At 35.5% G+C, this 14,067-nt stretch carries 10 protein-coding genes, 1 pseudogene and 1 riboswitch; of the genes and pseudogenes, 8 read left to right on the top strand and 3 right to left on the bottom strand.

The genetic code is table 11. The features are described from left to right. Positions 1–23: 23 nt before the first annotated feature. The 4 genes and pseudogenes from ACM6HU_RS00335 (at position 24) to ACM6HU_RS00350 (ending at position 3,064) form a co-directional block, all read left to right on the top strand. On the top strand, positions 24–1,304 hold the full coding sequence (locus ACM6HU_RS00335; RefSeq protein WP_016114136.1) for a serine dehydratase subunit alpha family protein: 1,281 nt from the start codon (positions 24–26) through the stop codon (positions 1,302–1,304). Positions 1,305–1,306: 2 nt separating this feature from the next. Continuing rightward, positions 1,307–1,522: pseudogene (locus ACM6HU_RS00340) on the top strand (DDE-type integrase/transposase/recombinase); the annotation flags it as partial. 300 nt (positions 1,523–1,822) lie between these two features. Continuing rightward, positions 1,823–2,467 carry a hypothetical protein gene (locus tag ACM6HU_RS00345; RefSeq protein WP_016114138.1) on the top strand — a complete coding sequence of 215 codons (645 nt, stop codon included), beginning with the start codon at positions 1,823–1,825 and terminating at the stop codon, positions 2,465–2,467. Between the two features lie 417 nt (positions 2,468–2,884). Then, a complete protein-coding gene (locus ACM6HU_RS00350; protein WP_229161506.1) occupies positions 2,885–3,064 on the top strand; it encodes a hypothetical protein in 180 nt (59 codons plus the stop codon). Positions 3,065–3,176: 112 nt separating this feature from the next. On the opposite strand, the gene ACM6HU_RS00355 is transcribed toward ACM6HU_RS00350, so the two are convergent. Next, entirely contained in the window at positions 3,177–4,826 is a 1,650-nt protein-coding gene (locus ACM6HU_RS00355) for a b(o/a)3-type cytochrome-c oxidase subunit 1 (RefSeq protein ID WP_016114140.1), read from the bottom strand. Next, complete coding sequence (locus tag ACM6HU_RS00360) at positions 4,823–5,296, bottom strand: cytochrome c oxidase subunit II (protein ID WP_016114141.1); 474 nt, start codon at positions 5,294–5,296, stop codon at positions 4,823–4,825. Before ACM6HU_RS00360 ends, ACM6HU_RS00355 begins: the two co-directional genes overlap by 4 nt. 439 nt (positions 5,297–5,735) lie before the next feature. Between ACM6HU_RS00360 and ACM6HU_RS00365 the strand changes: the two genes are divergently transcribed. From ACM6HU_RS00365 to pbuX, 3 genes are all read left to right on the top strand, one after another. After that, positions 5,736–6,482, top strand: coding sequence for a type I methionyl aminopeptidase (locus ACM6HU_RS00365; RefSeq protein WP_033671064.1), 747 nt, complete (start codon positions 5,736–5,738; stop codon positions 6,480–6,482). Between the two features lie 126 nt (positions 6,483–6,608). Next, positions 6,609–6,710: riboswitch (purine riboswitch) on the top strand. Positions 6,711–6,816: 106 nt separating this feature from the next. After that, positions 6,817–7,410: a xanthine phosphoribosyltransferase gene (locus tag ACM6HU_RS00370; protein ID WP_016114144.1), complete on the top strand. Its 594-nt coding sequence runs from the start codon at positions 6,817–6,819 to the stop codon at positions 7,408–7,410. A 2-nt stretch (positions 7,411–7,412) separates the two neighbouring features. Beyond that, positions 7,413–8,735 (top strand): xanthine permease PbuX, encoded by a 1,323-nt coding sequence (gene pbuX, locus ACM6HU_RS00375; RefSeq protein WP_016114145.1) that lies wholly within the window; start codon positions 7,413–7,415, stop codon positions 8,733–8,735. A 16-nt stretch (positions 8,736–8,751) separates the two neighbouring features. Here the strand turns inward: pbuX and ACM6HU_RS00380 are convergent, their stop codons facing one another. Continuing rightward, positions 8,752–9,915, bottom strand: coding sequence for a DUF418 domain-containing protein (locus tag ACM6HU_RS00380; protein ID WP_016114146.1), 1,164 nt, complete (start codon positions 9,913–9,915; stop codon positions 8,752–8,754). 491 nt (positions 9,916–10,406) lie between these two features. Between ACM6HU_RS00380 and ACM6HU_RS00385 the strand changes: the two genes are divergently transcribed. Beyond that, positions 10,407–14,066 carry a dynamin family protein gene (locus ACM6HU_RS00385; RefSeq protein WP_016132666.1) on the top strand — a complete coding sequence of 1,220 codons (3,660 nt, stop codon included), beginning with the start codon at positions 10,407–10,409 and terminating at the stop codon, positions 14,064–14,066. Position 14,067: the final 1 nt, after the last annotated feature.

The raw sequence follows: 14,067 nt of genomic DNA on the forward strand, positions 1-14,067 counted from the left end.
AGTTGAAAGATAGGGGGAAATTTGTGAACAAGAATAGTATATTACGTGTGTTAGAGAAAGAATTAGTCGTTGCTTTAGGGTGTACAGAGCCAGTGTCGATTGCGTTAGCCGCAGCTACTGCAAGAGATTATATGAAGGGCGACGTACAGTCAATTGAAGTACTTGCAAGTATAAATGTCATTAAAAATGCAATGGCGGTTGGTATACCAGGAATGAAGGCTACTGGAATTGACTTTGTTGCTGCTTTAGGGGTGTTAGCAGGAGATAGCAAAAAAGATTTAGAAGTGTTAGCTGGAATCTCAGAGGAAGATGAAGAACAAGCAATCTCTTTAGTAGAAGCGGGGAAAGTGTCTGTAGAATTAGCAGATACGTCTAAAAAGCTATACATTGAAGTGAAGTTTACGACAGACGAGGGATATGCAAGGGCTATTATTCAGGATAATCACACATTTATCGCATTAGTAGAAGCGAATGGGAAGCTTGTTTATAAGAATGGATGTGGAAATACACACTTTGCCACTTCTGAAGAAGAACGTGATGAACTAACAATTCCAGAAATATATGAATTTGTTACGACTGTAGATGTAAAGGAATTGGTACTTGTAAAAAAGAGTATTGAACTGAATCGTAATGTGGCATTAGATGGTTTGTCGAATGAATATGGCTTACAAGTTGGAAAAACATTAAAGGAAAATGTATTGAAAGGAATTTTATCAGATGATTTAACAACTCATGCGATGGCATTAGCAGCTGCTGGTTCAGATGCACGTATGGCCGGTTCGACAATGCCAGTAATGGCTAACTCAGGAAGTGGTAATCAAGGGATTGCCGTAACGATGCCTGTAGTAGCCGCAGGTGAGAAATTAAATGCTTCGGAAGAAGATCTAATTCGTGCTGTTACGTTAAGTCATTTATTAGCGATTTACATTAAAAATCAGTTTGGACGTTTGTCTGCACTTTGTGGTGTAACAGTTGCTGGTGCAAGTGCATCGGCTGCTATTACGTATTTATTAGGTGGAGATATTGAAAAGATAAAGTATGCAATCCAAAATACACTTGGAAATGTGACAGGGATGATTTGTGACGGAGCAAAAGCAGGATGTGCGATGAAGGTAGCAACTTGTTCAAGTGCAGCTGTACAATCTGCACTGTTAGCCTCACAAGGAATGTGTATCTCTGCTACAGATGGATTTATCGAAGCAGATGTTGATAAAACAATTGAGAACTTTTGCCGATTAGGAAATGAAGGTTCATCGAATATGGATAAGATCATGCTAGAGATGATGATTAATAAAAGAAAATAGTAGTGATGTATCTCAATAATATAGTAGAACAAGATCACCGGTTTATTAAAAGGAGAGTTCGCTCTATGTTAGGATTCAAGTCATTTAAAACAGCAATTTCTATATTGAGTGGTGTTGAAGCTAGGCATATGATGAAAAAAGGACAACTTGTTTTACTGGACAAGTCTGTCCAAAATCAAAAACAATTTATTCATAAATTGTTTAGTTTAGCTTCATAAGCTAAAAATGTAGAGGAAATTGCTACTCTATGTTTCTAACTAACATTTTTGCACCAGAACCAATAAATCTTATTCAGCTAAAGGATGCTTTACTTGAGAAAGTCACTAGAAGAGTTGAATGATAACTAAGGGAATTGACTATTTTAAACTGAAATTAGTTCAACCTTGAAGAATAGTAGTGTGAATATTCATTCTGTATAAGGTGAGGGCAGAATTCTTTTCATATTTATGATGAAATAAAAGTGAAATTATAAATTCTGAATGGGTAATAATATTATAAAAGTTTCGGAGGGGAAAACGGTGAAAGGGAATAAAAAGGAGATACACATAAACGACAAAGTGATTCGTTATACACATATAGAGAAAGGTTCCAAAACGATTTGCTTTATGTTTTCAGGTTCAGGCTACAATTATGATAAACCTTTGTTTTATTATTCGACGATGGTAATGCTCCAAAACAAAATCGATGTTGTACATATCCATTACTCCTATGATGAACAAATAATGAAAAATAATATAGAAGAAATAACTAAAATAATGATGGATGATATTAATCCTGTAATTTTTGAAGTGTTAAAAAATGGGCAATACAACAATTCGATGTTTTTAGGAAAATCACTCGGAACAATCCCAATTGCGAATGACTTAATGAAGAGAGAGGAATACTTACAGTCAAAAATGATATTACTTACCCCTCTAATGACGTTTGATGCGATTTTAGACTCAATCTTGAATAGTCATCAGGAAGGGTTTTTAGTTATAGGGGACAAAGATCACCAATACAATTCAAATCAAATTGACCAATTAAGTAAAATGAATTTAAAGATTGATGTTGTCAAAAATGCAAACCATTCTTTAAATGTTGGGGAATTTGAAACAGCAAATTCTATTTTAGCTTTATCAAGGGTAATGGAAAAACTCCAAGAAACCGTTAGGACAAATTAGTGATAAACTGATATTATCAAAAGCTCACCAATTTGGGTGCTAATTTAATTGCTAAAATAAATACAAAATAGGTGTTAATTGCACCTATTTTTAAATGGTTATATTGTAAATAATTATATAGCAAAGCAAGAACATAAAAGAGTCGATTCCTTAGCGTATAGGTAATCGGTTTTTTGTTAATCGTGAGGTAGATATTTTTAGCTAAAAAACTAATAATGGAAATATAATACAGCTTATGACTCGTTTTTTCACGTATCTTGGCTGAACCCCATGCCCATCAAGCTAAAAAAGAAAAACACCCCATTGCTATCAAGCTAAGAAAGACAAATACTCCAAAATGAGAGAATTGACATCTCTAGGTAAAAATGTACAATTTTTTTTGTTTTGGGGATAATTTAAAACTTTAGATTGATGGGCATGGGGCAATACCCTAGTAGTGAAATATATTGGTTTGGGAAGTTTCCAGAAGGGTACGAATTAAATGGCCTTACACCAAAACAATATTCACTAGAACTTTTATTAGATGAATTTAAACAAGAGCCAGATGAAGTTTATTTAGTTCAAGTAGAACCAAATGGTTATTATGCTTGTAGCTGAGAAGAATACATTTTTAAAACAGATAAAGGAATATACTTATTAAGCCTGCAGGTGCAGGATTAAATAGCTATTCTCGAAATAAAGCAGAGGGGATATCCCCTCTGCTTTTCACTTACCATAATTTAAACCCTTTTGAACCGGGCGGAGCATTTTGAATCATATCGATAAACGGAATAGTATAAGCAAATAGAATGAGTAGAGCTGTAATACCAATCCAAAGCTTCCAATTATCAAAAATCATCGGTGTACGTTCAGATGCATCGGCTACTTCACCGATTGGAAACTCTGTTTGTCCTTTTGGGGCAAAGAAGACAAGATCTAAGTAAATAATGATAGCAATTACAATTCCTACAAATAAAATGGCTCCTCCGACTGCTTGAGCAATTTGATATGGAATCCATTCAAGTGCTTGCTGTGAATTTCCATATGTAGAAAAAGCAGAACGCCGAGGTGCTCCGAGTAACCCGGCAAAGTGCATACCAGCAGACATAAAGAACATACCGATAGCCCACACGCAAGTTTGAATCATGGCAAGCCGGTTCATTTCCTTTGTCATGACGCGTCCTGTTAGATGTGGAATTAACCAATAGGCGATTCCGAAAAATGTTAATACAACAGATGTTGCTAATGTTAAGTGGAAATGCCCAGTTATCCATACAGTATTATGAACGACCTGGTTTAGTTGGTTACTTGCATTGACAAGTCCACCAGCACCAGCTGGAATAAACATTAACATACCGACGAATGGAGCGAAAAATCTAGCATCTCCCCATGGGAGCATTCGAAGCCATCCGAATAGTCCAGTAGCTCCTTTTGAACGCCCGAACTGTTCAAAGGTTGCAAATAAAGAGAAGGCGGTCATTAAAGATGGAATGACAACCATAAATGTTAAGACAACTTGTAAGTATTTCCACCCAGGGTCAATACCTGGTTCTGTTAATTGGTGGTGGAATCCTACAGGCATAGAAAATAGTAAAAATAAGATGAATGACAAACGAGCTAGCGAGTCACTGAAAATTTTACCGCCAATAATTTTCGGTATAATGACATACCAAGCCATATAGGCAGGAAGAAGCCAAAAATAAACGAGCGGATGACCGAAGTACCAAAATAGTGTTCGGCTGACCAGGACGTCAATTTTATCAATAAAGCCTAGGCTCCATGGAATAAATTGAATAAGTGCTGCTGCCGCTACACCAAGTGTTGCAACAAGCCATAGTGCCATTGTCACAACAGCCATAAAGCTTAACAGAGGACCTATTTTTCCTTTGTTATGTTTTTTCCATGTACGATACTGAGCAAACATTGCAAATCCGCTGAACCAACTTCCAACAATAACAAGGGTAAGGCCAATGTAAAATCCAGGATGTGCTTTTAATGGAGCATAGAACGTATAGAGTACAGTAGCTTTATTGAGTAGGATAAAAATTGCAGTAATTGTTGTTCCAATTGTCATAAACCAAAAACCAATCCAGCCTGTTTGTCGGGCACCTTTTGAGAGGACACCAGTTGTTTTACTCATACAAGCAAATAAGAAACCGATAATAAAGAACGTTGTTAAGACGAGCCCGAGTAAAACACCGTGTGTTGTTAACACTTGATAATAACCAATACCAGCAGGTAAATTGAATTTTCCTGAACGGACAAGAACTTGTAGTAATCCGCATAACCCACCTAAAAACAGGGCGATAAATGCGATGTGAATATGAGCCATTGCTAATTTTGCATCTCGTTTGCTTATTTTATCCTGCAGTGCAATCATTTGTCGGTCACCTCTACTTTCGCGCTCATCATATGATGGCCAGTACCACAATATTCATTACAGACAATTAAATATTCTCCAGATTTTTGGAAAACTTGTGAAGCGGTACTTACATATCCAGGTTCAATCATCATGTTGACATTTGTCCCTGCGATTTCAAAACCATGTACAACATCTTTTGTCGCAGCGACAAAATCTACTTTTGCCCCTTTTGGTACTTTAATTGTATTTGGTGTGAAAGAAAAAGCTTGTGAGACAATCGTCACTTGATAATGATTTTTTCCAACTTGTTTAACGCCGGGTTGATCAAATGGTGCGGTTGCTTGAACCTTTTCTGGGTCAATTGTTGTTAAACAACTCGGTGGTTTGTTACCCATATAAAAAGCACTAATCCCTAAAACAGCCAAAAATACGAACAATGAGCCGACGCCGAAAATGAGCCAAATTTTTTCGTATTTATGTAAGTGCATATCTCCATCTCCCTTTTCAAAACTATATATTAGAGCCGGTTAACAAAAATTTGATAGACGCTAAACCACGTGAAAATAATGAAAAAACCAATAAAAAAAACAGAGATTAAAGTTCCTTTTAACGAACTTTTTTGAGTGTTTTCAGTTTCTGTCTGATGTAAATTATGTTCCCCCATGATACCCCTCCTTGGATAAATGAAATCTTACATTTTTATAATACAAAAAATTTAGATAATTTTATCGCGTCCGAATGTGCTTTCAAAAAGTGTTCATTGATACAATAAAAACTATGTTAATGATGAGAACTTATAAAGTCGCGGATTCTTACAAGTTTTGGAATGTTAATTTGTGAAAAAAATGTGAAATGAATGCTCTTTTGAAATTGTTGAGGAGGATGTGTATGATTGAATTTGGAAAGCTTTTATCGAGGGGAGATTTCATGAGTACAATAAAAACGAAAAAAGAAATAAATTTGATGCGCGAATCGGGAAATTTACTAGCTTCGTGTCATCAAGAAATTGCGAAAATAATAAAACCAGGTATCACGACATTGGAAATTAATACATTTGTTGAAACGTATTTAGAAAAGAATGGTGCGACACCTGAACAAAAAGGATATAACGATTATCCATATGCAATATGTGCATCTGTGAATGATGAAATGTGTCATGGTTTTCCGACTACTGACCCATTAAAGGAAGGTGATATTGTTACGATTGACATGGTAGTGAACTTAAATGGTGCTCTTGCTGATTCTGCATGGACTCATAAAATAGGGGATATTTCTAATGAAGCAGAAAAGTTATTACTAGTAACGGAAAATGCTTTATATAAAGGAATTGAGCAAGCGATAATCGGAAATCATGTAGGTGATATTGGATATGCGATTGAAAGTTATGTAGCTTCGGAAGGGTTTTCTGTCGCAAGGGATTTTACAGGGCATGGAATTGGTAAAGAAATCCATGAAGAACCAGCAATTTTTCATTTTGGAAAGCCAGGTCAAGGATCAGAACTACAAGAAGGAATGGTAATAACGATTGAACCGATTGTAAATGTAGGTATGCGATATTCAAAAGTAGATTTAAATGGATGGACTGCACGGACGATGGATGGAAAATTGGCAGCGCAATACGAGCACACGATAGCAATTACAAAGGATGGACCAGTTATTTTAACGAGCCTCTAGTAGAAGAATACAAAATGTAAGAGGTTTCAAAACTCGAACGAAAAAGATGTTTTTGAAAAATTTGTACGTGTTTTTTTCTAGGAACGCTTTTCAAAGTAAAAAAAGTGCGTTATAATCCTTCTATAAAATAAATAGGTTAGCTACACTCATATAATCGCGGGGATATGGCCTGCAAGTTTCTACCGAAGTACCGTAAATACTTTGACTATGAGTGAGGACGAACATATTGCTGGTTTAGCATTCTTTTTTGCGAAACTCCAAAAGCACGTCTCTCACTTGTAACGAGTGGTGGCTGCTTTTGGAGTTTTTTATTTGCATAAGAGGGGGAAGAAACATGAAAGTATTACAAGAAAAGATTTTAAACGAAGGAAAGGTTTTATCTGGTGATGTGTTAAAGGTAGATGCCTTTTTAAATCATCAAATTGATCCAGTACTTATGCAAAAAATAGGAAAAGAGTTTGCACAGCGTTTTAAGGAAGATAATATTACAAAAATCGTGACGATTGAGTCTTCGGGTATTGCACCAGCGGTTATGGCAGGTTTAGAGCTTGGAGTAAAAGTGGTTTTTGCAAGAAAGCGGAAATCGTTAACGTTACAAGATAATATGTATGTTGCAAAAGTATACTCATTTACAAAACAAGAAACGAATGAGATTTCATTATCTAGAAATCATATCCATGAAAATGATCGTGTATTAATCATTGATGACTTTTTAGCAAACGGTCAGGCTGCTTTAGGCTTAATGAGTTTAGTAGAGCAAGCCGGTGCAAGTATTGCTGGGATTGGAATTGTTATTGAAAAAGCATTTCAAGACGGAGGAAAGAAACTACGTGAGAACGGTGTTCGTGTAGAATCACTTGCAGAAATTGCATCACTTGATAACGGTACTGTTACATTTGTTCAGCATGAGACTGCGGAGGTGAAATAGTCATGAAGCAACACCCATTTAAAATCGCATCCCTTGGCGTGCAACATATGCTTGCGATGTATGCAGGAGCAATAATTGTTCCACTTATTGTTGGCGGAGGACTTGGCTTAAATCAACGAGAATTAACATACTTAGTATCCATCGATTTATTAATGTGTGGTGTCGCAACAATTTTACAAGCTTTATCGAACCGATTTTTTGGAATTGGCCTTCCTGTTGTACTTGGTTGTACGTTTACAGCAGTTGGACCGATGATCGCCATCGGTAAACAGTACGGTGTTTCTTCGATATATGGAGCAATTATTGCAGCAGGATTGTTCGTTGTTATTTTTGCAAAATTATTTGGAAAGCTTGTGAAACTGTTCCCGCCTGTAGTAACGGGTTCTGTTGTTACAGTTATTGGAGTTACATTAGTTCCAGCGGCTATTAATGACATGGCTGGAGGAGTTGGAAGTAAGGATTTTGGAAGTCTAGAAAACTTAGCGTTAGCATTTGGTGTTTTACTATTTATTATAATTATGTACCGCTTCTTTGATGGTTTTATCCGTTCTATTTCTATATTACTTGGTCTTTTATTTGGTACGATTATTGCAGCATTTATGGGAAAGGTGAGCTTACAGGCTGTTGGAGAAGCAGAGTGGTTTCACGGTATTCAACCGTTTTACTTTGGCACACCAACATTTGAGTTAACGCCGGTTATTACGATGATTCTCGTTGCTTGTGTTGGGATTGTGGAAGCAACTGGTGTGTATTTCGCTTTATCCGATATATGTAACAAAAAGATTGGTGAAAAAGAGCTAACAAAGGGTTACCGTGCCGAAGGATTAGCGATGATCTTAGGCGGTATTTTTAATGCATTTCCATATACGACTTATTCGCAAAACGTAGGTCTTGTTCAATTAACAGGTGTACGAAATCGCGTCATTATTTATACGTGCGGTGGTATGTTAATCGTTCTTGGTTTTATTCCAAAAATTGCAGCTATCACAACGATTATTCCAAAGCCAGTACTTGGTGGTGCCATGCTAGCGATGTTTGGGATGGTTATGGCATACGGTATTAAAATGTTAAGTAGTGTAGACTTTGCAAAACAAGAAAATTTATTAATCGTAGCATGTTCTGTTGGAATTGGCCTTGGCGTAACAGTCGTTCCAACGTTATTCTCTCAGCTTCCAGAAAGTATTCGTATTTTAACAGATAACGGAATTGTACTTGGAAGTGCGTCAGCTGTACTTTTAAATATTGTATTTAATATGGCTCCGCAGCGCAAAGCGAGATCAAAAGAAGAGCAAGTTCCAATGCAAAGTGCTGTAAGGGAAGCATAAAAAAGCAAGGTTCTCATTATGAGACCTTGCTTTTCTTTTTGAGGGGCATCAACTTTCCGTATGTACCAAGACGCCAAATATATTCGAGCGGACCATATAGATAATGAGAAAGCCACCAGCGGCTAATTAAGATTTGGAGTGTATAAATACCGATACAAAAAATTGTCCCTATCCATAATGGTACCGGTAAAGAACTTCTAAAGAATAGACCGAATACGACTAGTGTAATAATCGTTTGTGAAATATAGTTTGTCAGTGCCATACGTCCTACAAATTGAAACGGACGTAATATTTTTTGCCATCTTTCTTTCTGTAATAAACGCATAAGTGTGAAAATGTAAAAGATAAATAAAGTTTTACCACTAAACATTGTAAAACCACTCATGTAGATTGGCTCATAAGGTTGTTTTGTTACAAAGTAACGAATCATAAAGAACCACATAGGTAATGTTAAAATAAACATAATAATTTGCCATTTTTTTAGTTTTGGATCTAATTCTTTTGTTCGACGAAAAATATCTTTTTTACCAGCGTATAGGCCAAGTAAGAATAACCCAATTGTTTCGGGAAGGAATGAAATGTTTAATGCAACTGCTTCAGAATAAAAAGCAGTAAAGCGCTCTTGTACTTGAAAACTCCAATTCTCTAAAGGAATAATAGGTAGAGAAGTTCTTAATTCTCCGATTGGTAAAAAAGCAATCGCTATACTAGTTAACAACATCATGAATTGAAATATACCTAGTAAAATAAAAGCCCATATAAGGATAGTCTTAGGCTCTCTTTTGTAAAATAGCAATAAGAAAAATCCTGCGATTGCATAGCTATGTAAAATATCTCCATCCCATAAAAGGACGTAATGTATAAATCCGAATAATAATAAAATGAGGAGACGACGAATAAATAATGTTTTGGGATGAGTTGTTTTTTTCTCAGCACGCTGCATAAAAATGTAAAAACCTAATCCGAATAAAAATGAGAAAATAGTATAAAATTTTGTTTGAATAAACATGTCATAAAACAGACGAATGTAACGATCTATTCCTTCATAACTTCCTGTAATATCACTAGAGTCGACACCAGCAATAACAGGCCAGTTAACAAGAAAAATACCAAATACAGCAATTCCCCTAATAATATCAATAGAATGAATCCTCTCGCTTTGTGAAATGTTTTGTGTCATTGATTTCCTCCTTTAAGTAAATTTCTTTTATTATACAGTAATGTAAAGAAAAGGAGGTGGTGGGATTTCCAATTTTTGAAACTGTTAAGATGTTTGTTATGAGATATAATAAGGATGCACAGCAAGTTTTTCACTCCTTTAAGACAGGCAGTAAAGAAGCTCCTTATTTTTAAGGAGCTTCTTTTTTAGAAATTAATATTGATAATGATTCTCTTTAATGATAAAATATACTCAAAAGTGATAATCATTATCAAAAAAAGGTTGGTGTGCTAAATATGGTATATGCATTAGTTGCAGGAACGGTGGCTGTGTATGCTGTCGTTACAAAATATGTGTTAAATGGAGTCGGAGCAACAAAATGAACAAACTTACATAAAATCCCTTTCATCTGTCAAAAGAATGAAAGGGATTTTTTATTTTTAATGAGAATATCCTGAAAATTTAGTATGATAGTAGGGTATATACATCTTGGAATAAAGGGGAACAAGGGGATGACAAACATAGTACAGACAAACAGTATGAAAAAGCTTGTTTGTTTTTATGAAGAATGGCAGAAGCATGGTGATACGGAAAATAGTTTGAAGTTGTTTGAAGTGATTCAAAAATATAAGCAAGAACAGCTTATGATTGCTTTTTGCGGTCACTTTTCTGCTGGAAAATCGACAATGATGAATCACTTATATAAAGCACAGTTATTACCAACAAGTCCGATTCCGACAAGCGCGAACGTTGTTAAAATTGAAAAGGGACAGGACCGTGTTGTTGTGACAGTGAAATCTGGAGAGCATTATGAATATGATGGTGCATACTCGGCGGAAGAATTGAAACAGCTTTGTAAAAATGGTGATGAAATAATTGGCGTTCATATTTATCGAAATGATGCGCCAATTCCTGATGGCGTTATGCTCGTTGATACACCTGGAATTGATTCAACAGATGATGCGCATCAATTAGCAACAGAATCAACACTCCATCTTGCGGATGTTATTTTTTACATGATGGATTATAACCATGTTCAGTCAGAAGTGAATTTGCAGTTTGTGAAAGAATTAAAGCAGCGTAATAAAACAGTTTATCTTGTTATCAATCAAATCGATAAGCATAAAGAAAATGAGCTATCATTTGAAGATTATAGGCAAAGTGTGAGTCAATCGTTTTCTAACTGGGATATTGAAGTAGATGGTATTTTTTATACTTCTTTACGAATGATGAACCATCCGTATAATGAAATACAAAGATTAGAGAAATTGCTTTCTTCGATTATGAAAGAGCGTGAGCAGTATGTGAGCAATGGTATGGAAAGAGAAACGGCATATTTATTACAAGAACATTTTTCATTTATTCTTTCAGAAAATGAAAAACAATTAATGCCCTACCAAAAAGAATTAGCATCACCTCTATCGCTTACAGGCGTAATGGAAAAGAAAGAAGAGCTTATTGAAAATAAACGACGTGTGGCTAGTAAAGAATCGGACGTGAAAAATGAATTTATAAAAGGATTGCAAGCAATATTAGACAATGCTTACTTAATGCCATTTGAAATGAGAGAGCTAGCAAATCAATATTTAGAAACGAAGCTAACGAAGTTTAAAGTTGGTTTGCTATTTGCAAAAGGAAAAACAGAGCAAGAAAAACAGCGGCGTTTAGATGCATTTTATTCAGCACTAGGGAAGACCGTTGAAACACAGATTGATTTTCATGTGAAAGAGTTTATTGTGGCTTTCTTAAAAGATGAAGGGATGTTTACAGAAGAAGTCGGAAAAGACATATACGCACTGCGAATTTCTTTTGGCCCAGAATTATTAGCAGAAACCATTAAACAAGGTGCAGGATTTACAGGAGATTACTTGCTTCTTTATACAGCGGATGTTGCGAATGAGCTGAAGAAACGCTACTTTATGAAAGCACAGCAAATTTTTGAGCAAAGCACGGGCGTTTTACGGAAAAAGACGGAGAAAGAGATTGCTCATATTGAACAAGAAATTGAGCAATATACTATGTTACAGACAGCAAAAGAAACAAAATTACAATATATTGAGGCGTATGATAAATACGAGAATTACTTACAAGGTATTTGGAGCGATCATGTACCGGTGCCAAATGAATTGCAAGTAGAAAAAGTATTACAAGGGAAGAAACAGGTTGTAAACGAGAAGTTTACATTACAAGAACAAGAGGTACAAAGTGATAGTATTTCGTATAAGGAAGAAAATATAAAAACAACAGCAACATTAAATATTCATCGTATATTAGAACAAGTAAAAGGTGCGGAAATGATATTAGAATTTCTTCCTACACTTAAACATTTGCATCAAGAAGTTGTTGGGAAAAGAAAACGTGTTGAAACAAAGCAATTTACAGTAGCGTTATTTGGAGCTTTTAGTGCAGGGAAATCATCATTTGCAAATGCATTACTTGGTGCGAATGTACTCCCGGTATCACCAAATCCAACAACGGCGACGATTAATCAGATTTTACCGATTACAGAAGACAAACCTCACGGCACAGTAATTGTTCAGTTTAAATCGAAGCAGGCGCTATTAGAAGATATGAAAGCAGTTTATAAATTGTTTCATTATGAAATAAAGACATTTGAAGAAGCGTTATTACAAATAGATACAATCCTACAATACCCGTCACCAAGTGGAAAGCAGAAAACAACATTTAGTTTTTTACGTGCAGTGCAGAGGGGATATCAAGCAGTTTCTAATCATTTGGGAGAACAAGTGCAAGTTACGTTAGAAGAATTCTCCGATTATGTAGCGAATGAAGAGAAATCATGTTTTGTTGAATATATGGAATTATACTATGATTGTGCTTTAACGAGACAAGGCGTTGCACTTGTTGATACACCAGGAGCAGATTCTATTAATGCTCGACATACAGACGTTGCATTCCAATATATTAAAAACGCTGATGCGATTTTATTTGTAACATACTACAATCATGTCTTTTCAAGGGCGGATCGTGAATTTTTAATTCAACTTGGCCGTGTCAAAGATACATTTGCGCTTGATAAAATGTTCTTTTTAATTAATGCAGCGGATTTAGCTCAGTCTGAGGATGAGCTTGAAATGGTAAAAGGCTATATAGCAGACCAGCTCCTGCAATACGGTATCCGAAATCCACGTCTATTTGCAATTTCGAGCTTATGTGCACTTGAGGAGAAACAAGGAAAGAGTATTGCAAAAGAAAAGTATGGTATCTTGAAAAATTCGGGGATTACAAAGTTTGAAGAATCATTTACATCCTTTATGATGCGTGATTTAATGCTCGTATCTGTCCATTCTTTATATAGCGCATTGCAAAGTGCTGAGCAGCTTCTTGTAAATATGATACAAGGAGCAAAGCAAGGGAACGATGAGAAAGAAAAACAAATAAAAAAATATGAAGCAGAACGTGAGCAGCTACTTCATATTATTTCATCGTATAGTGTACTTGCAGAAGAGCAAGCGATGCAAAATGAAGTGAAAGAACTGTTATATTATGTGCAGCAACGTCTATTTTTACGTTATAACGATGTGTTTACTGAATTTATTAACCCAGCATCCCTTCGAACAGATGGAAATGTGAAAATTAAGTTGCAAGAATGTCTCATGGAACTTGTAGCCTTTATCCAACATGATTTATTACAGGAAATGCGAGCAACGTCACTACGTCTTGAAAAATGGATGGATGAAGCGATGCGACGTGCAAAGGATGAAATTGCAGTGAAATGTAAGTTGGAAAATGAATCTATTTCTATGAATGGGACAGCAGATTATGAATACCAAGTTATTACGCATAAAGAGCCGTTTCCTTCTATAGAAATAAAGCATTTTAAAAAGGCATTATCTCATTTCAAAAATGAGAAAAGTTTCTTTGAAAAAAATGATAAAGCAACAATGCAGGAAGATACGAAGGAATCACTTGAGCCTGTCGTATCCCGATATGTAGCTGATGAAGAAGAGATATTTATCCAGCATTATAAACAAGAATGGGAATTGAAATGGGACTTATTCAAAAAAGTGATGCAGGAAGATGTTAAGCAATATTATGCAAGTGTATTATTCGCTTTAGCAGAGACAATTGATGTGTCGCTATATGAACAAAGTAAGGAACAATTACAGAAACAGTTAGCAGCAATCGAAAAAGAAATTCATATTTTATAAG

The organism is Bacillus sp. IT-79MI2, assembly GCF_949768135.1.
Taxonomy (GTDB): domain Bacteria; phylum Bacillota; class Bacilli; order Bacillales; family Bacillaceae_G; genus Bacillus_A; species Bacillus_A pseudomycoides.